General features: G+C 69.6%; 19 protein-coding genes. 8 read left to right on the top strand and 11 right to left on the bottom strand.

What is annotated here, in order from left to right:
- The first annotated feature begins 194 nt into the window (after positions 1-194).
- The 4 genes from M3195_RS07375 (at position 195) to M3195_RS07360 (ending at position 4,019) form a co-directional block, all read left to right on the top strand.
- A complete protein-coding gene (locus M3195_RS07375) occupies positions 195-1,427 on the top strand; it encodes a hypothetical protein (RefSeq protein ID WP_251586075.1) in 1,233 nt (410 codons plus the stop codon).
- 108 nt (positions 1,428-1,535) lie between these two features.
- The gene (gene paaI, locus M3195_RS07370; protein ID WP_374209309.1) at positions 1,536-1,988 is read left to right on the top strand and encodes a hydroxyphenylacetyl-CoA thioesterase PaaI; all 453 of its coding nucleotides are present in this window, start codon (positions 1,536-1,538) and stop codon (positions 1,986-1,988) included.
- A gap of 51 nt (positions 1,989-2,039) precedes the next feature.
- On the top strand, positions 2,040-3,389 hold the full coding sequence (gene paaK, locus M3195_RS07365) for a phenylacetate--CoA ligase PaaK (protein WP_374209308.1): 1,350 nt from the start codon (positions 2,040-2,042) through the stop codon (positions 3,387-3,389).
- Between the two features lie 27 nt (positions 3,390-3,416).
- Positions 3,417-4,019, top strand: a complete 603-nt coding sequence (locus M3195_RS07360) for a TetR/AcrR family transcriptional regulator (protein ID WP_251586074.1) — start codon at positions 3,417-3,419, stop codon at positions 4,017-4,019.
- Between the two features lie 41 nt (positions 4,020-4,060).
- Here M3195_RS07360 and paaZ read toward each other — a convergent pair whose 3' ends face one another.
- The 8 genes from paaZ to pdhA form a co-directional block, all read right to left on the bottom strand.
- A complete protein-coding gene (gene paaZ / locus M3195_RS07355; protein WP_251586072.1) occupies positions 4,061-6,142 on the bottom strand; it encodes a phenylacetic acid degradation bifunctional protein PaaZ in 2,082 nt (693 codons plus the stop codon).
- Between the two features lie 31 nt (positions 6,143-6,173).
- Complete coding sequence (locus M3195_RS07350) at positions 6,174-7,031, bottom strand: 3-hydroxyacyl-CoA dehydrogenase family protein (RefSeq protein ID WP_251586070.1); 858 nt, start codon at positions 7,029-7,031, stop codon at positions 6,174-6,176.
- On the bottom strand, positions 7,028-7,801 hold the full coding sequence (locus M3195_RS07345; protein ID WP_251586068.1) for an enoyl-CoA hydratase/isomerase family protein: 774 nt from the start codon (positions 7,799-7,801) through the stop codon (positions 7,028-7,030). Before M3195_RS07345 ends, M3195_RS07350 begins: the two co-directional genes overlap by 4 nt.
- On the bottom strand, positions 7,801-8,991 hold the full coding sequence (locus M3195_RS07340; protein ID WP_251586066.1) for a thiolase family protein: 1,191 nt from the start codon (positions 8,989-8,991) through the stop codon (positions 7,801-7,803). The genes M3195_RS07345 and M3195_RS07340 overlap by 1 nt, the downstream gene beginning before the upstream one ends.
- A gap of 109 nt (positions 8,992-9,100) precedes the next feature.
- Entirely contained in the window at positions 9,101-10,420 is a 1,320-nt protein-coding gene (locus tag M3195_RS07335) for an MFS transporter (protein WP_251586064.1), read from the bottom strand.
- Positions 10,421-10,671: 251 nt separating this feature from the next.
- Positions 10,672-12,111, bottom strand: coding sequence for a dihydrolipoamide acetyltransferase family protein (locus tag M3195_RS07330; RefSeq protein WP_251586062.1), 1,440 nt, complete (start codon positions 12,109-12,111; stop codon positions 10,672-10,674).
- Positions 12,108-13,136 carry an alpha-ketoacid dehydrogenase subunit beta gene (locus tag M3195_RS07325; RefSeq protein WP_251586061.1) on the bottom strand — a complete coding sequence of 343 codons (1,029 nt, stop codon included), beginning with the start codon at positions 13,134-13,136 and terminating at the stop codon, positions 12,108-12,110. Before M3195_RS07325 ends, M3195_RS07330 begins: the two co-directional genes overlap by 4 nt.
- 55 nt (positions 13,137-13,191) lie before the next feature.
- Positions 13,192-14,298, bottom strand: a complete 1,107-nt coding sequence (pdhA, locus tag M3195_RS07320) for a pyruvate dehydrogenase (acetyl-transferring) E1 component subunit alpha (protein WP_251586059.1) — start codon at positions 14,296-14,298, stop codon at positions 13,192-13,194.
- 150 nt (positions 14,299-14,448) lie between these two features.
- Here pdhA and M3195_RS07315 point away from each other — a divergent pair, with 150 nt between their 5' ends.
- Entirely contained in the window at positions 14,449-14,886 is a 438-nt protein-coding gene (locus M3195_RS07315) for an Lrp/AsnC family transcriptional regulator (protein WP_251586057.1), read from the top strand.
- Between the two features lie 21 nt (positions 14,887-14,907).
- Here the strand turns inward: M3195_RS07315 and M3195_RS07310 are convergent, their stop codons facing one another.
- Together M3195_RS07310 and M3195_RS07305 are read right to left on the bottom strand one after the other, a co-directional pair.
- A complete protein-coding gene (locus M3195_RS07310; protein ID WP_251586055.1) occupies positions 14,908-16,443 on the bottom strand; it encodes an HNH endonuclease signature motif containing protein in 1,536 nt (511 codons plus the stop codon).
- A 126-nt stretch (positions 16,444-16,569) separates the two neighbouring features.
- On the bottom strand, positions 16,570-17,223 hold the full coding sequence (locus tag M3195_RS07305; protein ID WP_251586053.1) for an HAD-IA family hydrolase: 654 nt from the start codon (positions 17,221-17,223) through the stop codon (positions 16,570-16,572).
- 79 nt (positions 17,224-17,302) lie between these two features.
- On the opposite strand from M3195_RS07305, the gene M3195_RS07300 reads away from it, so the two are divergent.
- On the top strand, positions 17,303-18,487 hold the full coding sequence (locus M3195_RS07300) for a DUF998 domain-containing protein (RefSeq protein WP_251586051.1): 1,185 nt from the start codon (positions 17,303-17,305) through the stop codon (positions 18,485-18,487).
- Positions 18,488-18,628: 141 nt separating this feature from the next.
- Here M3195_RS07300 and M3195_RS07295 read toward each other — a convergent pair whose 3' ends face one another.
- Positions 18,629-19,489: a MurR/RpiR family transcriptional regulator gene (locus M3195_RS07295; RefSeq protein WP_251586049.1), complete on the bottom strand. Its 861-nt coding sequence runs from the start codon at positions 19,487-19,489 to the stop codon at positions 18,629-18,631.
- A 66-nt stretch (positions 19,490-19,555) separates the two neighbouring features.
- Here M3195_RS07295 and M3195_RS07290 point away from each other — a divergent pair, with 66 nt between their 5' ends.
- Together M3195_RS07290 and murQ are read left to right on the top strand one after the other, a co-directional pair.
- Positions 19,556-20,464: an N-acetylglucosamine kinase gene (locus M3195_RS07290; RefSeq protein ID WP_251586048.1), complete on the top strand. Its 909-nt coding sequence runs from the start codon at positions 19,556-19,558 to the stop codon at positions 20,462-20,464.
- A 73-nt stretch (positions 20,465-20,537) separates the two neighbouring features.
- Positions 20,538-21,476: an N-acetylmuramic acid 6-phosphate etherase gene (murQ, locus tag M3195_RS07285; protein ID WP_251586047.1), complete on the top strand. Its 939-nt coding sequence runs from the start codon at positions 20,538-20,540 to the stop codon at positions 21,474-21,476.
- Positions 21,477-21,502: the final 26 nt, after the last annotated feature.

The raw sequence follows: 21,502 nt of genomic DNA, 5'->3' as shown, positions 1-21,502 counted from the left end.
GGCTCATATGCCTCAGACGGCATGCTGTCTGTAACGCTTTCATCTCTCATCCCTCCGGCGTCGGTGCTGCGCGCCGCGCATCGCTAGAGTCGCCGCAGGGGAAGCGCCGCACACCGGCGCTCGCACACCATCGGAGGGGCGTTATGAGTCATGGAATCGGACGGCGAAACGCGACAAGGGGCGCGCTCGCGTGCGTGACGCTGGCGGCGCTCGCGTTGATCTCGGCGTGCGCGCCGGAGCCGGAGCCCAGCGCCACGACGCCACCCTCCCCGTCCCCGTCTGCGCCTGCTCCGTATGACGGTCCACTGACTTTCGTCGGGGACGAGCTCTCGTCTTTCGCCCTGACTGCTGACGAGATCGCTGCCGTCTTCCCGGGCGCTCCACCGACGGGTGCCGTCACCGATCGCCTTCTCCAGTTCTCGGACGGAGGAGGGCCGGAGTTCACCCCGGCGGTCTGCTCGTGGCTGATCGCCGAGCCGTCGCTCTGGAGTGTCGGCGCCCGCGTCGTTCCCTGGGAGGGGGCCGAGGAGGGAACGAGCACCGGAGCGCAGCAGATGCTCCAGTACCCGTCGGAGGCGCACGCGGATGCGATGATGACCAGGCTTCAGTCGACTGTCGAACAGTGCGCGCAGTTCGATGCGGACGGACCTGGCACCTTCGCTGCGGTCATCGCCCCCGAGGCGGAGGGGGTGCGGGCGTTCGCCGGCTCCCTCTCGGCGGACTTCGCGGGTAACCCCTGGACCGCTCACCACGTGTTCGCCTCCGTGGGGAACGTTCTCGTCCATCTCTGGCAGCCTTCTCCGGAGGAAGCGGGCTTCGACGCGGAAGCAGCTGCCCTGCTGGTGCGCGATCGGGCCGTGGACGCACGGCAGTCTCTCATCGAGAGGCTCACCGGAGAGCCGCCTCAGGAAGAGGCGGCTCCCGATGTCGGCGACCCGGGCACCCCGTGGAGCGAGTGGGCGATCACTTCCGCCGCCGTGGGGCCCTTGCGCCTCGGTGAGAGCCGAGATGTCGTGCTTGCCGCGGTCCCCGGCGCGACGGTCGAAGACATCGGACACGGTGGTCACGTGCGACTGCGTTCCGCCGACGGAGGAGCCTCGCTCGTGCTGAGCTTCACCGAGCAGGGGCGACTCGAGAGCGTCACAGCGGGCATCGCGAACATCATGGGCGACGAGCAGCCGAACGGATCCGCACTGCCCTCGGTCGAAGGAGTGCGGATCGGCGCACCGCTGATCGACGCGGTGGCGGCTCTCCCTGAGGGCACCTACGTCGAGGTCTCCTCGTCCGGCGAGTACTTCTATCGGTGGGCCACTCGCGACGGCCGGGTCATCGACGTCCGCGCCGATCGGGATTCCGACGATCCGGATGCCCTCATCAGCGGCGTGACGGTCACCGATGCGACTCTCGCGCCGATCCCCGAGGGGTGATCAGCCTTGACGCTTTGCCGCATCTCCCTCTTTACTAACCGATCGTTCAGTTAGTATGGTCGGGTCGGATGCTCCGAACCGAGCATCCGACTCGACGAGGAGGTCGGCATGGCAGAAGCGGTGACGCGCACGGTGGGCGACAACGACTTCGCGGCTGACCCCGCCCTGCCCCCGAACCGCGCGATGATGCAGCGCGACCGCGCATCGGCAGCCCTCGGCCTCGTCGTCGAGCGCGATGACCCGGGCCACGCCGTCGTGTCGATGCCGGTGCGCGACGACATGACCAACGGGTTCCGCATCACGCACGGAGGTTTCGTGTTCGCCCTCGCAGACACGGCATTCGCGATCGCATGCAATGAGGACGACCGGGTGACGGTCGCGGCCGGTGCAGACATCTCCTTCCTCAAGCCCACCACGGCCGGTCAGACCCTGACCGCGACCGCTGTGAGACGCGCCCGATCCGGGCGCTCCGGCATCTACGACGTGACCGTCGTCGACGAGATCGGCGACACCGTCGCCGAGTTCCGCGGTCGTTCACGCACCACCTCGCAGACCTTCTGACCGGTCGCGCCACACTCCGACCTCCCCCTTCCGATTCCCTCCGGAGCACTCATGTCGACGACGACCGAACCCTCCACCGCCTCCGAGCACGTGCGCACCTCGCGCGTTCAGCCGCCGAGCCTCGATTCCCTCGACCCCGAAGAGCGGATGAGCCGCGGCGAGATCGAAGCCCTCCAACTCGTCCGGCTGCAGCAGACCGTCCGACACGCGTACGCGAACGTGCCGCTCTACACGCGCAAGTTCGACGAAGCCGGCGTGCATCCCGACGACATCCGCACGCTCGCCGACGTCGAGCGGCTGCCGTTCACCACGAAGGCCGACCTGCGTGAGACCTACCCCTTCGGGATGTTCGCGGTGCCGATGACCGACGTCGCCCGCATTCACGCGTCCAGCGGGACGACGGGTCGCCCGACGGTCGTCGGCTACACCCGAGGTGACCTCGAACGATGGGGCGCCCTCGTGGCGCGATCCCTGCGAGCAGCGGGCATCCGTCCCGGCATGAAGGTGCACAACGCGTACGGATACGGGCTGTTCACCGGCGGGCTCGGCGCCCACGCGGGCATCGAGGCACTCGGTGCCACGGTGATCCCCGTCTCGGGTGGCCAGACCGCTCGGCAGGTGCAGCTGATCCAGGATTTCGAGCCCGATGCGATCCTCTGCACGCCGAGCTACCTGCTCACGATCGCCGACGCGATGGAGACGCAGGGGATCGATCCGCGCTCGACCTCGCTGAAGGTGGCGGTGCTGGGCGCCGAGCCGTGGACGAACGAGATGCGGCGTGAACTGGAGCAGCGCCTCGACCTCGACGCGGTCGACATCTACGGCCTGAGCGAGGTCATGGGTCCGGGAGTGGGGAGCGAATGCGTCGACGGCAAGGATGGGCCGCACCTGTGGGAGGACCACTTCCTGCCCGAGGTCATCGACGCCGAGACGGGCGCCGCGCTGCCTGACGGCGAGCTCGGCGAGCTCGTCTTCACGTCGCTCACCAAGGAGGCCTTCCCGGTCATCCGGTACCGGACGCGGGACCTCACGCGGCTGCTTCCGGGGACGGCGCGGCCGGGGATGCGGCGCATGGAGAAGGTCACGGGACGCAACGACGACATGATCATCGTGCGTGGCGTGAACCTCTTCCCGACCCAGATCGAGGAGTTGGTGCTGGGCATCGAGCAGCTGACGCCGCATTTCATCCTCGAGCTCACGAAGGACGGGCGGATGGATGCTCTCACGGTGCGTATCGAGCGGCATCCCGACCTGTCGATCGATGTCTGCCGGAGTGCGGCCGAAGTGCTCGCCCAGCGCATCAAGGTCTTCATCGGGTCGACGGTCGCGGTGCGGCTCGAAGAGCCGGGAGTCCTGCCGCGGAGCGAGGGCAAGTACAAGCGCGTCTACGACCTGCGGTGACCTCTCGACCTGCCACACTGTGTTCTGATGTCCGAGATGCAGAGTGCGCGACGCGGTCGCCCGGGTTATGACCAGCAGGGGATCCTCGCGGTCGCGGTGGCGGCGTTCAACGAGTACGGGTACGACGCGACCTCGATCGGCATGCTCGCCGAGCGGCTGGGGCTGTCGAAGTCGGCGATCTACCACCACTTCGGTTCGAAGGACGAGATCCTCGACCGGGCGCTCGACTCCGCGCTCAGCAGCCTCGAGGCGGTCGTAGAGGATGAGCCGGCGGATGCCGGTGGAGGAGCGGCCGGACGGCTGGAGCGCGTGCTCCGTGGCGCCGTGCACGTGCTCGTCGATCAGCTTCCCGCGGTGACGCTGCTGCTGCGTGTTCGCGGGAACACCGACGTCGAGCGCACGGCGCTCTCGCGTCGGCGTACGTTCGACCGCCGCATCACGGCGCTCGTGTCGGCGGCGCAGTCGGAAGGTGCCCTTCGAGACGACATCGATGCGAGCGTCGCCGCACGACTCACGTTCGGCATGATCAACTCGATCGTCGAGTGGTATCGCCCCGGTGGTCGAGAAGGCGCCGACCGGCTGGCGGACGACGTCGTCGCGATCGCGCTCGACGGGCTGCGCAAGCGCTGACGTGCGCGGCCCGGGTCACGCGCCTCTCGCGCTCGTCTCGGCTACGCCGCCTCGCGCTCTTTCGCGACGAGCGTGAGCACGTCGTACGTCGCGACGATCTCGTCGTCCTGATTCTTGAGCACGGCATCCCATCGCACCTCGCCGTATTCGTCCGTCTCTCGCGGGGTGATCTGCTTGGCCGTGAGTTCGACGCGGATCTCGTCGCCCGGTGACACGGGTGTCACGAATCGCAGGTTCTCGAGGCCGGAGTTCGCCAGAACGGGCCCCGGCGCCGGGTCGACGAACAGCCCGGCCGCCCATGAGACCAGCAGGTATCCGTGTGCCACGCGGCCGGGGAAGAACGGGTTGGCCGCGGCGGACGCCTCGTCCATGTGCGCGTAGAAGGTGTCGCCGGTGAAAGCCGCGAATGTCTCGATGTCGTCGAGGGTCACGGTGCGAGAACCGCTGGCCACCTGGTCGCCGATGTGCAGCTCGGCCAACGACTTGCGGAAGGGATGCACGCCGTCGCTGTCCTGGTACGGACGAGCCGCCGCGCCCTGGTGCCAGACCCCGGTGAGCGCGGTCATCATCGCGGGGGATCCCTGCACGGCCGTGCGCTGCATGTGGTGCAGCACCGCACGGATGCCGCCCAGCTCCTCGCCGCCGCCGGCGCGACCCGGTCCGCCGTGCACGAGGTTCGGCAGCGGGGACCCATGACCGGTCGAGCTGCGGGCGTCGTCGCGGTCGAGGAACAGGACTCGGCCGTTGTACGCGGCGATGCCCGATGCCAGCGCGACGGCCACCTCGGAGTCGTGCGTCGCGACGCTCGTCACGAGCGATCCGCCTCCGCGGGCGACGAGCGCGGTGGCCTCGTCGAGCGAGTCGTACCCGATGATGCTCGACACCGGACCGAACGCCTCGATCTCGTTCACGGCCGCGCTCTCGGCATCCGAGAAGCGCAGGAGCATCGGTGCGACGAAGGCTCCGTCGCGAGCCGTTCCCTCGGTGCCGTCGGCGAGACGCACGGTCGGGGCGTCGGTGGATCCGACGACGAGCTCGCCGCCCCCGGCGCGTAGACGCTCTACCTGGCGCAGCACCTCGTCGCGCTGCTCGGTCGAGGCCAGTGGCCCCATCGTGACGCCCTCGGCGCGAGGATCCCCGACCACCACGCGCTCCGCGAGGCGGGTGCGGACGGCCCCGATCACGTCGTCGACGAGGCCCGTCGGGACGATCGCCCGCCGGATCGCGGTGCACTTCTGCCCGGCCTTGCTGGTCATCTCGGCGACGAGCTGCCGCACGTAGGCGTCGAACTCGGGGGTGCCGCTGGCGGCGTCCGTTCCGAGGACCGAGGCGTTGATCGAGTCGGTCTCGCTCGTGAAGCGCACTCCGCCCGTCTGCACGGCGTCGTGTGCGCGCAGACGCTCGGCGGTGGACGCGGAACCCGTGAAGGCGACGAGGTCGCCGAGCCGCAGCTCGTCGAAAAGGGTCGGGACGCTGCCGGAGACGAGCTGCAGCGAGCCTTCGGGGAGCAGGCCCGACTCGACCATGATGCGCACCATGGCCTCGGTGAGATATCCGGTCGGTGTCGCGGGCTTCACGATCGTGGGGACTCCGGCGAGGAATGCGGGCGCGAACTTCTCCAGCGAGCCCCAGACCGGGAAGTTGAAGGCGTTGATCTGCACGGCCGCTCCGCGGAGGCGCGTGTAGATGTGGCGGCCGATGAACGACCCGTCGCGCGAGAGGTTCTCGACAGGTCCGTCCACGTACACCTTCGCGTTGGGCAGCTCCCGGCGACCCTTGCTGGAGTATGCGAAGAGCACGCCGATGCCACCGTCGATATCGACCCAGGAATCCTGCGTCGTCGCGCCGGTGCGGCTGGAGATCTCATACAGCTCGGACTTGCGCTCGGTGAGGGCCAGGGCGAGTTGCTTGAGCCGCACGGCGCGCTGGTGGAAGGTGAGCTCGCCGAGGGAGTCCTGGCCGGTGCTCCGCGCGTAGGCGAGCGCGGCGCCGAGGTCGAGCCCCTCCGTCGAGACGCGGGCGACCACCTCGCCGGTCGAGGCGTCGCGCACGTCGGTCGCATCGACATCACCGGACGGGGTCCACCATGCTCCCCGCACGTAGCTGGGCAGGATGTCGGTCATCTCTCGTCCTTTCATCAGTTGCTCTCCTCCATCAGGCGTCCCATTCGTAGAAGCCGCGACCTGTCTTGCGGCCGAGGTTCCCCTCGGCGACGAGGCGCCGCAGCAGCGCGGGCGGCTCGAAGCGCTCGCCGAGGTGAGCGGCCAGGTACTCGGCTATGCCGAGTCGCACGTCGAGTCCGACGATGTCGGTGAGGCGCAGCGGCCCGACAGGATGCTTGTAGCCGAGCGTCATGGCGGCGTCGATGTCGTCGGGTGAGGCGACACCCTCTTCGACCATGCGGATGGCCTCCAGCCCCAGTGCGACGCCGAGGCGCGAAGACGCGAAGCCGGGGGAGTCGGCGACGACGATCGGCGTCTTGTCGATCGCCTGCACCCAGCGGCGGGCGGACTCGATGAGCAGGGGAGCGGTGGTGGCGCCGCGCACGATCTCGACGAGCGACGACGCGGGGACAGGATTGAAGAAGTGCATCCCGAGGAACCGCGCGGGGTGCTCGAGCGTCGCAGCCAGCTCGTCGATCGAGATCGATGACGTGTTCGAGGCGATCGCGGCGTCGTCGGCGACGTGTGCCTCGAGGCGCGTGAGGGCGTCGATCTTCATCGCTATGTCCTCAGGCACGGCCTCGACGACGAGGGCGCAGCCGGCGAACGCGGCGATCTCCGTGGTCGCTGTGAACCGTGCGCGGTACGCATCCGACCCCTCGCGCGCCGATCCGCGGGCGATCGAGGCCTGCACCGAGTCGAGGACGCGATCGGATGCCGCGCGCGCGGCATCCTCGTCGCGTTCGACGACGGTCACGTGTGAGCCCGCGAGAAGAAACGCATGTGCGATGCCCGCTCCCATGCGTCCGCCGCCGAGGACTCCGACGTGCGCGGGTGCTTCGGCGTTCATGCCCGCTCTCCCTTCTTCGGCCGACCCCGCCGCTCGAGGAAGGCGGTCATCCGGCGAAACTTCTCGGGGCTCTCGAACAGTTCCGCCTGCGCCTCCAGGTCGACGGACGGATGCTCCTCGCGCGGTGCCTGGAACACCCGTTTGGTCGCGATCGTCGCTGCGCGGTCGTTCCGGGCGATGCGGTCGGCGATCGCGTGGGCCGCCGTCAGCAGATCACTGCTGTCGTGCAGCGCTGACACCAGTCCGATCTGCAGCGCCTCGTCGGCCTTAACAGTGCGGCCGGTGAGCAGCAGCTCGATCGCTCGCGCATCGCCGATGATCGCCTTGAGTCGCCAGCTCGCCCCCGCGGCCGCGAGGATGCCGAGTCCGGTCTCGGGGTTGCCCATCGTGAGTGCGGGGGTGCCGAGGCGGATGTCGGCCGCATACGCGAGCTCCGCTCCACCTCCCAGTGCGTAACCGTCGATCGCCGCGATCACCGGCATCGGCAGCTGCGCGATACGGGTGAACGCATGCGCGTTGATGCCCCGCAGCGCGTCGGGCGCTCGCCGCTCGCGCAGTTCCGCGATATCGGCTCCCGCGGCGAAGACGCCCGCGGCACCGGTCAGGATCAGAGTGCGTGGCGCCTCCTCCAGCTCCGCGCAGAGCTCATGCAGGGCGTCGATCATCGCCTGGTCGATGGCGTTGCGCTTGTCCGGCCGGTTGAGCGTGGCGACGACGCGATCGTCCGAGCGCTCGACGAGAAGGGGCGAGTCGCCACCGGACGTCGTCATCACACCCTCTCCACGATCACGGCCGCGCCCTGACCGACGCCGACGCACATCGTGGCGAGGCCGTAGCGCGAGCCCTCGCGCTCCATCCGGCCGAGCAGGGTGACGAGCAGACGTGAGCCGGATGATCCCAGCGGGTGTCCGAGCGCGATCGCTCCGCCGTCGGAGTTCACGATGGCATCGTCCAGACCGAGGCGGCGGATGCAGGCGATCGACTGCGTGGCGAACGCCTCGTTGAGCTCGACGGATCCGATGTCGTCGATCCGGAGTCCGGAGCGGCGCAACGCCTTCTCTGTCGCCGGCACCGGCCCGAGGCCCATGATCTCGGGCGCGAGCGCTGCGCTCGTGCCGACGACGATCCGGGCGCGCGGGACCAGGCCATAGCGTTCGACGGCGTCGCCGCTGGCGACGACGAGCGCCGATGCGCCGTCGTTGAGCGCACTCGAGTTGCCGGCGGTGACGACCTGCCCGCCTGCCACGACCGGCCGCAACCGGGCGAGCACCTCGAGTGTCGTGTCGGGTCGGGGTCCCTCGTCGACCAGGACGACATCGTCGCCGACCGGTACGCCGACGATCTCGTGCTCGAACCGGCCGGCCGCGATCGCGGTGGCGGCGTGCTGCTGCGATCGCACGGCGAACGCATCCGCCTCTTCCCGTCCGATGCCGTCGAGGCGGGCGACCTCCTCGGCCGTCTCGGGCATCGTGAAGGTTGCCTTGTCGCGGGCGGCGAGGCGGGGGTTCGGGAAGCGCCATCCGATCGAGGTGTCGTAGGCGGTTCCCGGCTTGCCCCACGCCCTGTCGGGCTTGGCCTGGACCCAGGGCGCGCGGGTCATCGACTCCACCCCGCCGGCGACGATGAGGTCGGCGTCGCCGGCGCGGATGGCCTGGGCGGCCATGGTCACCGCCGACATGCCGGAGGCGCAAAGGCGGTTCACCGTGATGCCGGGCACCGAATCGGGGAGCCCGGCCAGCAGCACGGCCATCCTTGCGACGTTGCGGTTGTCCTCTCCCGCCTGGTTGGCGGCGCCGAAGATGACCTCGTCGATGTCGACAGCCGCCGGATCGATGCCCGCGCGACGCACGGCCTCGCCGACGACGATCGCGGCCAGATCGTCGGGCCGGACCGGAGCCAGTGCGCCGCCGTACCGCCCCACCGGGGTGCGGGCTCCACCGACGAGATAGGCCTCGGTCATGCGGATCTCCTGACTGCGTCGTCCGGGCTCGTGCGAACCGGCAGAATTACTGACCGATCGTATGGTAATTATGGCACAGGTCGGCCCGCATCCTCGGGCCGACCTCGCGTCAACCCAGCAGATCGACGCCCTTCGTCTCCTTCACGAGGGAGACCGCGATGAGCGAGATCACCGATGCGATGGCGATGTAGAGGCCGATCGTCCATGCCGCCTGGAACTGGTTCAGCAGCGCTTCGGCGATCATCGGTGCGAACGCTCCGCCGAGGATGGCACCGAGCGCGTAACCGATCGAGACGCCCGAGTAGCGCACGTTCGCCGGGAACATCTCCGCGTAGAGGGCGGCCTGCGGGCCATAGGAGAGCCCGAGTGCGAAGGTCATCACGAACAGTGCGACGAAGTACCAGACGATGTCTCCGCTGTCGATGAGGAACCACATCGGGATCGCCCAGACCGCGAGCGCGACGTACCCGATCTGGAAGGTGCGCACGCGTCCGAGGCGGTCGGACAGGTGTCCGCCCCACAGGGTGAAGATCAGCCAGCCGAACGAGGCGAGCGTGGTGGCGAGCAGCACGGGAGGGCGCTCCATGCCGAGGGCGGTGACCGCGTAGGTCGCGAAGAAGGCGATCAGCAGGTAGCCGGCGGCGTTGTTCGCGATGAAGATCAGCGCGGTGAGCACGACCTGCTTGGTGTTCTTGCGGAACAGGATGCCGAGGGGCGCGGACGCCTCCTTGCGGCGGCGCTGCAGCTCTTCGAAGATCGGGCTCTCGTCGACGGCGCGGCGGATGATATAGCCGACGCCGATCAGCACGATCGACAGCAGGAACGGGATGCGCCAGCCCCACTCGAGGAAGGCCTCGGGCGACATCGAGGTCGTGAGCACCCACAGCGTCGCGGTGGCGAGGATCATGCCCACCGGCACGCCGATCTGCGGGAAGGCGCCGAAGAGCCCGCGGCGCCCGCGGGGTGCGTGCTCGACGGCCATGAGTGCGGCTCCGCCCCACTCGCCTCCGGCGGAGAAGCCCTGCAGGATGCGCAGGACGATGAGGAGGATCGGCGCAGCGACGCCGATCGCTGCGTACGTCGGCAGGACGCCGATGAGGGAGGTCGAGAGCCCCATAAGGATGAGGGTGAAGACCAGCATCCGCTTGCGTCCGAGCTTGTCGCCGAGGTGGCCGGCGATGATCGCGCCCAGTGGGCGGAAGAGGAACGAGATGCCGATGGTGGCGAAGGAGAGCACCTGCGCAAGGCCCGGGCTGCTCTCGGCGATAGGGGCGAGGAACAGCGGCGCGAGCACGAGGCCGGCCGCCTGGGCGTAGATGAAGAAGTCGTACCACTCGATCGAGGTGCCCACGAGCGTGCTGGCGAGCACGCGGCGCTCTTCGGCGGGCATCCGTCGGGTCGAGGTCGGTTCCGAGACTGCTGACGTCATGGCGAACTCCGTTGTTCTGCGATTCGGGACTGAGGTTCTGAGTCGGGACTGCGGAGGGGATCCAGGACTGACGTTCTGATTCGTCACGAGTCTTCGATTCGGGACTGCGGTCGTGCACGCGCGGCTGTCATCGACGCGCATTCCTAACCGATCGATCGGTCAGTAATTGCCGAGCGTAGCGTATCGCGTGAGTGAAATCGAGAACTCCGCGCTCACGCGCGCTCCCGCGGCGACGTGGACTCCCTGCCGGGTCAGATCCTCCCGAATGCGCGGAGCGGATGCTCGATGAACTCCGAGACACGGCGGAGGAAGCTCGCCGCGTAGCCGCCGTCACACACCCGGTGGTCGAAGACGAGCGAGAGCTGGGCGATGCGCCGCGGCACGATCTGACCCTCGACCACCCAGGGGCGCTCGATGATCCGGCCGATGCCGAGGATCGCGACCTCCGGGTGATTGATGATGGCGGCCGATCCGTCGACTCCCAGCCCGCCGTAGTTGTTGAGAGTGAACGTCGAGCCGCGCAGCCGCTCCGGGGCCATGCGGCCCTCGCGGGCGGTGGTCGACAACTCGCGCAGGGCAGAGTCGAGCTCGTCGACGCTGAGGGCGTGTGCCCGCTGGACGACCGGCACGAGGAGACCGCGGTCGGTATCGACCGCGACGCCGAGGTTCACGCCGTCGAACGAGAGAAGTTCGGATGCGTCGTCGCTGAGGCGCGAGGCGAGGACCGGGTGCTCGGTGAGAGCCAGCAGCACGAAGCGGGCGAGGATCGCTGTGATCGACGGCGCCCTGCCGCCGGCCGGGGCCATGTCGGCACGAAGCATCCAGAGGTCGGTCGCATCGACATCGACCCAGACGGTCGCCTCGGGAATCTCGGAGCGGCTGCGCGAGAGCCGCGCGCTCACGGCCTTGCGCAGCGGCGACAGGCGTTCGCGGGAGCGGATGGCGAGGCCGTCGACCGCTTCGTCCCCGCCTCGGCCGTCGGGGGTGTCAGGGGCGACGCGTGCCTCCCGATTCGTGCCCTTCCCGATCCCGTCGACGGCGCTGTCGACCGCGGCGGCGAGCACGTCTGCGCGGGTGATGGCGCCGTCGGCGCCGGTGGGCACGATCGCGTGCACGTCGAGTCCCAGGTCGCGAGCAAGGCGTCGCACGAGCGGTGACCGAACGGCGACCGGGCGGCGGACCCGCGGCGCCACGTCGCTGTCGATCAACGGACGAGACGGTTCACCCCGTGTCGCCGCCTTCGGTGCACGTCGGCGTCCGGACGACGCGCGCTCCGACGTCCCGTACCCGATCAGGACGTTGCCCGACCCCGCTCTCTCCTCAGCGCGGTACGCTTCGTGCTCGGGCTCGACGGATGTCGCGCGGTGCTCGTTCTCGGGATCGTTCTCGGCATCCGTCCCCTCCTCGCTCTGCGGAGATGCGCTCTCTCCCGCGACGTCGAGCACGGGCGCGCCGACGTCGATCGTGTCGCCTGCTGCTCCGTGGAGAGCGGTCACGATCCCGGCGAAGGGGGAGGGGAGTTCGACGATGCTCTTCGCGGTTTCGACCTCGGCGATGGGCTGGTCGGTGACGATGGTGTCTCCGACGGAGACGAGCCACTGCACCAGTCCGGCCTCGGTCAGTCCCTCCCCGAGGTCGGGCAGACGGAATGTCCTGGTGCCGGAGGTCGTCGTCGCGCTGCCGATGCTCATGGCTGGTCCTCCCAGTGCAGGGAATCGACGGCGTCCAGGATGCGGTCGACGTCGGGCAGGTACCAGTGCTCGAGCTTCGGGGGTGCATAGGGGGCGTCGAAGCCGGTGACCCGGCGCACGGGGGCCTCGAGGTATTCGAAGCAGCGCTCGAACACCCGCGCCTGGATCTCGGAGGCGACGCTGGCGAAGCCCGGTGCCTCAGCGATCACGACGGCGCGTCCGGTCGATCGCACGGCGTTCTTGACCGTCTCGTCGTCGAACGGAGTGAGAGTGCGCACGTCGACGACCTGCACGCTGCGCCCTTCCGCGGCCGAGGCCTCGGCGGCCTCGAGCGCGAGGGGGACGGATGCCCCGTAAGCGATCAGGGTGACGTCGGTGCCGTCGCGCGCGATGCGGGCGGAGCCGATGTCGACGGTGGCCGACGTGTCGACCTCGCCCTTGGTCCAGTACAGCTTCTTCGGTTCGAGGAAGACGACGGGGTCGGCTGACGCGATCGCGGCGCGGAGAAGCGAGTAGGCGTCCTGGGGGGTGGAGGGGCTGACGACCGTGAGGCCCGGTGTGTGCGCGTAGTACGCCTCCGAGGAGTCGCAGTGGTGCTCGACGCCGCCGATGCCGCCGCCGAACGGGATGCGGATGACCATCGGCATGCGGACGCCGCCGCGCGTGCGGTTGGAGAGCTTCGCGACGTGGCTGACGATCTGCTCGAACGCAGGGAGGGCGAACGCGTCGAATTGGAGCTCGACGACCGGACGGAGACCGTTCATGGCCATGCCGATCGCGGTGCCCACGATGCCCGATTCTGCGAGCGGGGTGTCGAAGCAGCGGTCCTCGCCGAAGCGGGCGGTGAGTCCGTCTGTGATGCGGAAGACTCCGCCGAGAGCGCCGACGTCTTCGCCGAAGACGACGACCGTCGGATCCTCGGCGATGGAGTCGGCGAGGGCGAGGTTGAGCGCGGCCGCCATACTCAGCGTCTGGACGGAGGTTTCGGGCGCGTCGAGTTCGATGCGGTCATGGGTGATGGTCATCGCACCCCTCCTGAGACGAGGATCGTCGCTCGGTCGACCTCGATGTGCCTGATGGTCATCGCACCCCTCCTGAATGCTGGGCTTCCCGATCTCTCTCGATCTCGTCGCGCAGCTGGTGCCACTGCTCCTGCAGCTGGGGCGAGCGTTCGGCGGTGACGAAGCGGAAGAGGTCTTCGGGGTCCAGGTCGGCGTCGGCGTTGAGGGCGGCGCGCATGGCCGCTGCGATCTCCTCCGCCCCTGTCGCGATCTCCTTCTCGAGCTCGTCGGTCAGCGCGCCGCTCGTGGTCAGGTGGGTGCGCAGGCGGGTCAGCGGATCTCGCGCGACCCAGGCCTGCACCTCCTCGCGCTCGCGGTAGCGGGTGTCGTCGTCGGCGTTGGTGTGCGCCTGCATCCGATAGGTGTGCGCTTCGACGAGGGTGGGGCCCCCGCCGGCTCGGGCGCGGTCGACAGCCTCGCCGAGCACCGCGAGCACCGCGGCGACGTCGTTGCCGTCGACGCGCTGACCCGGCATCCCGTATCCGATCGCCTTGTGCGCGAGCGAAGGTGCCGCGGTCTGACGGCTGAGGGGAACGGAGATCGCGAACTCGTTGTTCTGCACGAAGAAGACGACGGGCACGTGGAAGACGGCGGCGAAGTTCATGGCCTCGTGGAAGTCGCCTTCGCTCGTGGCGCCGTCGCCGCAGAGCGCGAGCACGACCGTGTCTTCGCCGCGCTGCTTCGCGGCGTAGGCGAAGCCGACCGCGTGCAGCAGCTGCGTCGCGAGCGGCGTGGCCTGAGGGGCGACGCGGTGTTCGCGGACGTCGTAGCCGGAGTGCCAGTCGCCCTTGAGCAGCACCATGGCTTCGGCGGGGGCGACGCCCCTGGCGATCACTGCGACGGAGTCGCGGTAGGTGGGGAAGAGCCAGTCGGTGTCGCGAAGGGCGAGGGCTGCGCCGATCTGGCAGGCCTCCTGTCCGTGCGACGACGGGTACACCGCGAGTCGCCCCTGACGCACGAGGGCGCTGGCCTGGTCGTTGATGCGTCGGCCCTCGACGAGTCCGCGGTAGGCGGTCAGGAGAGCCTCGCTGTCTGGCAGACGGTAGTCGTGGTCGGCGACCGGCGTGCCCGTCGCGTCGATCAGCTGCACCGCTTCGTCGCGCGGGAGCAGTTCTGCGTGATCCATCCGTTCGCCCTCCTTGCCGAACCCGATGAAGAAAGGATGCATCGCGATGGTCAGTCGTCCAAGTGTTGGGGGTGATTCATGGATGACTGACTGACCGTTGGCGTTCGAATGAGCGAAGTGTCAGAATTCGAGCACGGACGAAGGGGTGCCATGACAACGCTGGATGATGTCGATCGCGCGATCCTCGAACAGCTGCGCCGTGACGCGCGGGTATCGATGACGGCGATCGCCGAGGCCGTGCACATCTCGCGGGCGGGCGCACACGCGCGGATCAAGCGGTTGACGGACGCCGGAGTCGTGACCGGTTACACCGTGCGGACCGATCCGGTGCTGCTCGGTCATCACGCCAGCGCGTACGTGACGCTGGCGATCGAGCAGGCGACGTGGCAGGAGGTCAGCGCGCGGTTGCGCGCCATCCCCGAGATCGAGCACATGGCGCTCGTCGGCGGCGACTTCGACGTGATCCTCCTCGTGCGTGCCAACGATGCCCGGGACCTGCGGCGGATCGTCCTCGAGGATATTCAGGCGATCCCCTCGATCCGCTCGACGCGGACGACGCTGATCTTCGAGGACTTCGCGCTGGTCTGAGAGTGGCGTCGCGGTGAGGCGTCAGAACGGCGGCGCTGTCGCGGGCGGCACCTTCGCGGGCGGCGCGGAGCCAGGCGGCGCCGAGCCAGCGGTGCTCATGTCGGTGTTCGTACCCGTGTTCTGCGCGGGGGGAGCGTCGACGTAGGTGCGTCCGGTGGGGCTGGTCCACGCGTACAGACCGTCGCCCAGGTGTTCGACGTGCCAGGGCGTGTGATGTTTGAGGCTGTGGTGGCGGCGGCAGAGGGTGCCGAGGTTGCCCGCACCGGTGGAGCCGCCGAGCGCGTGATCCTGCGTGTGGTCGATGTCGCAGTCGCGAGGCAGCTGACCGCATCCCGGGAACCGACAGCGTTGATCGCGCGCTCTGAGATGGCGCTTGAGCTCCGCCGACGGACGGTACCGGTCGACGGCGAGGAAGCGACCGCCGATGGGGTGGGTGAGGATCCGATCCCATCCGCTCGCGTCGCCGGCGAGACGTCGCGCCGTGGCGGCGTCGATCGGAATGCGTCCGTCGAGTTCCGCCGACATCGTGCTCGTACCCATCAACGTCTGCACGGGAACCGTGACGCTCACCGATCCGGCGATGGCTGCCAGCATCCCGTCGGCGGAATCGTGACCGGCCGGCGCCCCGGTCAGAACGAGGTCGAGTGTGAGGTCGCACCGGATCTGAGCGAGGGACCTGCGGCTGGGAGCGGGCTCGATCACATCTCCACGAGGAACTCCAAACGCATCACGAACCGTGCCGGCAGAGGGCAGGTCACCCTCGCCGCCGCGCCCTCCGCCTCGAGCGTCCGCCTCCCGCGTCGAGGCGTCCTTCGTCTGCGTCGAGGCGTGGGCCTTCTGCGTCGAGGCGCCCGCCTCCGCGGGTTTCTCCTCCAGGGTTGTTCGCTCCGTCTCCTCGCGCGCGACCGACTTCGCCATCGCAGTGATCCGGTCGTAGGCGCCGTGAACGAGGGCGGCCGGCCCGAGGAGTCCGAGTTCGGCCATCCCGTCGGCCCGATCCTTCACCCAGACCGCGCGCTGTTCGCGGGCACTCCGGTGACGCTCATCGATGGTGCGGCGCTGGAGTCGGTCGGCCACGCGCCGAGCGCGGCGTGCCAGTCGGTTCGGTGACTCGGTCTGTGCCCACTCGAGCATCTCCGCGGTGTAGGCGCCGCGATCGTCGGCGTCGTCGAGGTGCAGCCCCGCATCGATGATGACCCTCGAATGGGCGGCGCTCACCCGACCGTCTCCCTGCGCCTGCCACAGCACGGGGAACTGCGAAACGAGCAGCTCGGCGTCGGCCATGCGGCGTTGCACGGTGCGATCGCTGATGTGCAGCGCGGCCGCGAACTCCGCTGCCACGGCGCGCAGTGCCATCTCGCCGAGATCGTGGGTCCGGCTGTCATCGCGCTCCTCGGCATCCTGAACGGTCTCGAGTGCGATTCGCGCGCCGGAGGCGAGGAGCCCGTCGCGGCAGGCCATCAGGGAGCTGATCGCGCGGTCGACGGCCACGAGCGTTGCGGTGAGCGCGCCCACGGCTGCCATCTGCTCGACCGTCGCGTCCGCCAGTGCCGTCATACCCCCACTGAATCAGCGACCACCGACATTCGAGACCCAGATCAGCGCCGGAATCGGACCATCAGATGAAGTACTCCGGAACCCCGGAATTCAGCGCGAGGGCTGCGGGCCCGAACAGCCCCAGCCTCACTCCACGACGAGGTCGAAACCCCCGTCGGCGCCCGCCCGCACAGAGACCTGCGTGAGGTCGGCGACGTGGTACTCGGGGGCGTGGGTCGCGGCGTGCGCGCCGATCCCGATCACCCGCATGCCCGCCGCGTGCGCGGCCTGGATGCCGGCGCCGGAATCTTCGAACACCACGCAGTCCGCCGGGTCGACGCCCAACAGCTTCGCCCCCAGTAGGAACCCCTCGGGATCCGGCTTCGAGGCCGAGACGCTCTCCGCCGTCACGACGAGCTGCGGGACAGTGAGCCCCGCTTCGCCCATCCGCGCGTTCATCAGGGGCACGTTGGCCGAGGTCACGATCGCATGCGGCACCTCCGCGAGCGCCCTCAGCAGATCGCCGGCCCCGCGGATCTCCACGACGCCGTCGACGTCGCTCGCCTCGGTTGCCAGCATCCGCTCGTTCTCGACCAGATTCACCGCGTGATCGCGCTCGGGAAGCATGATCGCCATGCTCTGATGACCCTGCCGCCCGTGGACGACGCTGAGCACGGTCGCCGGGTCGAGGCCGTGCGGCTCCGCCCACGCGAGCCAGAGCCTCTCGACGACCGCGGTCGAGTCGACGAGGGTGCCGTCCATGTCGAGCAGGACGGCGCGGGCAGGGACGATCTCGGTCATCTCTCCAGGCTACTGCCGCCCGCAACAGCCATCCTTCGACGCTGCGTCGCCCAGACCTAGGATGTGCGCAGGAGGCAGCATGCGATTCGCGGAGGGCGGTAACGCAGACGGCACGGGCGGGACGAGCCCAGACAGTACCGAGGACGCCAGGAACGACACGAGCGCTCTCGGCCGGATCCGCGACGGGATCACGGGTGTGCTGGGTCAGCTACGAGGGCCGGCGACGTCGGATGCCGTCATCGAGGCGACCGCGCTCATCGTCGGCGCGGTCGTGCTCCTCGTCGGGTTCCTCGTCGCCTTCCCGATGTTCTGGGGTCGCGAGCTCCCGATCAGCGGTCCCGGATCGATCGGCGTGTTCGCGGCGTACGGGGGAGCGATCACCGCGGCGCTCGCTTTCGTCGTCGGACGCCTCGCGGTCCGCCCCGACGAGCCGAGCGTCGACGGCACCCGCGACGGGTTCAGCGTGCCGGGCGACCGGCTCCGCTGGTACGATCTCGCGGCGATCGCGTTCGCGCACGCCGCCATCGCGTACCTCGGCTGGCTGGGGATCGCCGAACTGCTCGAGCGGAGCTTCACCGACGCGCCGGTCTTCGCGTTCCCCGGTGCGGTGCTCGTGGCGGTCGCCTTCGGGCTCACGGCCTACGTGTCCTTTCTCAGCGCGGTCGCCCTGACCCCGATGGTCTTGTCGCTCGTGCTCGCCGTGTTCCTCGAGGTGGGAGCGTTCGCCAGCATGCTCGCCTCCAGCGACGTGCACTGGTGGCGCGACAACCTCTCCGCGCTCGGGATGAGCACGAACAGCGCCTCGATCGCCTTCAACGTGACGCTGATCATCGCGGGCGTCATGGTCACGACCATCGCCCGGTATGCGACTGCCGGCCTGCCCGTCGACGACCCGACCGACCGGCGAGGACGCCTCATCGTGCGCACCGGACTGATCCTCCTCGGGATCTTCCTCGCGTGCGTCGGCATCTTCCCCGTCGACGAGTTCTTCCTCCTTCACAACACCGTCGCGACCGGGATGGCGGTGGTCTTCGCCGTGGTGGTCGTTGGGCTGCCCTGGTTCCTTCGGAGCATCCCTCGGGTGTTCGTGGCCTTCGGCTGGGCCTACGTGGTCGTGATCGTGCTGCTCGCCGCTTTCTTCGCGGTCGGCTACTACAACCTCACCGCCGTCGAGCTGATCGCCGCCGTGCTCATCTTCAGCTGGATCATCGTGTTCCTGCGCACGGCCGGCTCGGTCGGCACGCATCGGCACGTCACTCAGTGACACGCGGCTCACTGGCACGCGGCTCACTGGCACGCGGCTCAGTGACACCGGGCTGGGTGACGCGGGATCGACCGAGCGGGGACCCACCGCCACGAGACTCGCGCGCGGACGAAAGCATGCGGTCCCGCCCCATCGCGCGGCTCACTCCCCGCGCAACGCCTGAGTCGCCTCGGCCGTGCGCTGCAGCGCCTCGACGGCATCCGCGCGGCGCCGACGCGCGACCCCCACGAACAGGCAGTCGACGAGGGCGAGCTGCGCGATTCGGCTGACCATCGCTCCGGCGCGGAGGCGCGGCTCCCTCGCGTGCGTGAGGAGCACGACATCGCCGGACGCCGCGACGTCCGACTCCGCGGCACCGGTGATCGCGATCGTCTGCGTGCCGGCGGCGCGGGCGGCCTGCAGGAAGCGCTGGGTCTCGATCGTGGTGCCCGACTGCGAGATCCCCACCGCGACCGTGCCGTCTGCGGCGAGCGCGGCCGCGGCGCTCGCCACGTGCGCGTCGGTGAGGACGACCGCCGCGCGCCCGATCCGGAGCAGCTTCTGCCCGAAATCCGCCGCGACGAGTCCGCTGGCTCCGATGCCGAAGAGGAGGATCTTCTGGGCGCGGTCGAGGGCGGCCACCGCCTCGTCGAGACGCGCGTCGTCGAGACCGGCGATCGTCTCCTCGATCGCCAGCACCTCGAGCGTCGCGATCTTCGCCGTGGCCTCCCGCAGCGAATCGTCGAGCGAGATCTCGGAGCCGAACCCCGTCGAAGCGCTGAACTGCACCGACTCGCGGCCGAGTTCGGCGGCCAGCGCCATGCGCAGCGCCGCGTACCCGTCGACGCCCACCGCGCGGCAGAACCGCACGACGGATGCGACGGAGGTCTCGCAGATCGCCGCGAGCTCGGTGATGGTGCTGTCGACGACGACGCCGGGATTGTCGCTGACGGCGCGCGCGATGCGCGCGAGGGAGGGGGGCAGCGTCTCCGCAGCGCCCGCGATGCGCGTCTGAATGCTCATGTCTCTCCGCCGTCCGCTTGGTGAACAATTCTTTCATAGACAGCGGCTTATGCGTACACTATTTTCATGCTTGATCGTTCCGTGCTCGCCGTCGACCTCGGCAAGTCGCGCTGCCGCGTCGTGGTCTCCGGACCCGAGCGCCGCGTGGCGGTCGAGGGCGTCGGATCGCCGGGACTCGCCGCCGCAGACGGACTCGACGCCGCGATCGCCGCCATCCTTCCCCTGACCTCCGACATCACGGGCTACGACGCCGTCTCCGTGGGAGCCGCCGGTGCGTGGGCGTCACCCGCCGCGGCATCCGAACTGGCCCAGCGTCTGCACGCCCGGCTCGCCGTCCCCGTGGCTGTGACCTCCGACGTGGTCTCCGCCCACGTCGGTGCCCTCGGCGGAGGAGTGGGAGTGCTGCTGATCGCCGGAACCGGCGCCGCGGCCCTCGGCGTCGACGCCGACGGCATCCGGCTCGTCGACGGCTGGGGGCCCGAGATCGGAGACCTGGGGAGCGGATCCTGGTTCGGTCGCGAGGCCCTGCGCGCCGCGCTCCGCGCCTCGGTGGGTCTCGTCGTCCCCACCGTCCTGTCGGAACGCGTCGCCACCGCGATCGGCTCCCTCGACGAGGTCCAGGGATGGCTCGCGCAGGACTCGCCGCTCGCCCGCAGGCTCGCCACGCTCGCGCCCCTCGTGCTCGACGCCGCAGCCGACGGCGACCCCGTCGCACACGACATCGCCGCGCACGGCTCGCGACTGCTCGTCGAGTCCGCCGTCGGGGCCGCCGGGCACACCACCCGGGTCGCCCTGCACGGTGGGCTCACCCAGCATCCCTGGTTCCGCGAGCTCCTCGGCGGAACCCTGCGCGCGGCCGGTCGCGAACCTGCCGATGCCACGGGCGATGCTCTCGACGGCGCCGTGCTCATCGCCGAGCGCGCGGGCCCCGGTGCCCCGCTCCCGCATGAGAGGCACGTGCACCGTGCCGGCTGAGCGAGAGCGCGCGAGCGCGGCATCCGAGACCGACGACCCTTCCCGCACACGAGCCCCGAGAGGTCCGCACACCGTGCCCACTGAAGCCCAGCGACTGTCCGCCCTGCTCGACGAGCTCTCCGCCCTCGGTACCGAGGCATCGTCGACCGAACGCGGAGACCTGGACCTGCTCGGAACCGCCGAGCTCGTTCGTCGCATGAATGCCGAAGACCAGCGCATCGCGGATGCGGTCGCCGAGCGGAGCGCCGAGATCACCGCGGCCGTCGACGGCATCACCGAGCGGTTCCGCCGCGGCGGACGCCTCATCTACATCGGCGCCGGCACCGCCGGACGCATCGGCGTGCTCGACGCGAGCGAATGCCCGCCCACGTTCGGCACCGACCCGTCGATGGTGATCGGTCTCATCGCCGGTGGCGAGACCGCCATCCGCTCCGCCGTCGAGAACGCGGAGGACGACGACCATGCGGCCGGCGAGTCGCTCCGTGAACTGCAGCTGACCGAGCGCGACACCGTGGTCGGCATCTCCGCCTCCGGCCGCACGCCGTACGTCATCGGCGGCCTGGAGTACGCCCGCGGCATCGGTGCGCTCACCGTCGCGATCGCCTCCAACGCGGACTCTGCGATCGGAGCGGTCGCCGACATCGCGGTCGAGATCGTGACCGGTCCGGAGTTCATCTCGGGGTCGACCCGCCTCAAGTCGGGAACCGCGCAGAAGCTCGTCGTCAACATGCTCACGACGCTGTCGATGATCAACCTCGGTAAGACCTACCACGGCGTCATGGTCGACCTCCTCGCCACGAACGAGAAACTGCACGCGCGGTCGATCCGCACGGTGACCGAGCTCACCGGCGCCGACGTCGCTCAGGCGTCGTCGGCGCTCGCCGCGGCCGACGGCTCCGTCAAGCTCGCGATCCTCCTCCTCACCACGGGGGCGGAGCCGGATGCCGCGCGCGCCGCGCTCGTCGACGCCGACGGCATCCTGCGCGTGGCGATCGCCGCATTGACCCACTGATCGCGCGCGTCTCGTGGATTGAGAAG

Origin of the sequence: Microbacterium hydrocarbonoxydans (assembly GCF_023715885.1) — a bacterium.
GTDB classification, from domain to species: domain Bacteria; phylum Actinomycetota; class Actinomycetes; order Actinomycetales; family Microbacteriaceae; genus Microbacterium; species Microbacterium hydrocarbonoxydans_C.
The sequence above is the reverse complement of the archived record's forward strand: the minus strand, read 5'-3'. Positions and strand labels throughout refer to the sequence as shown.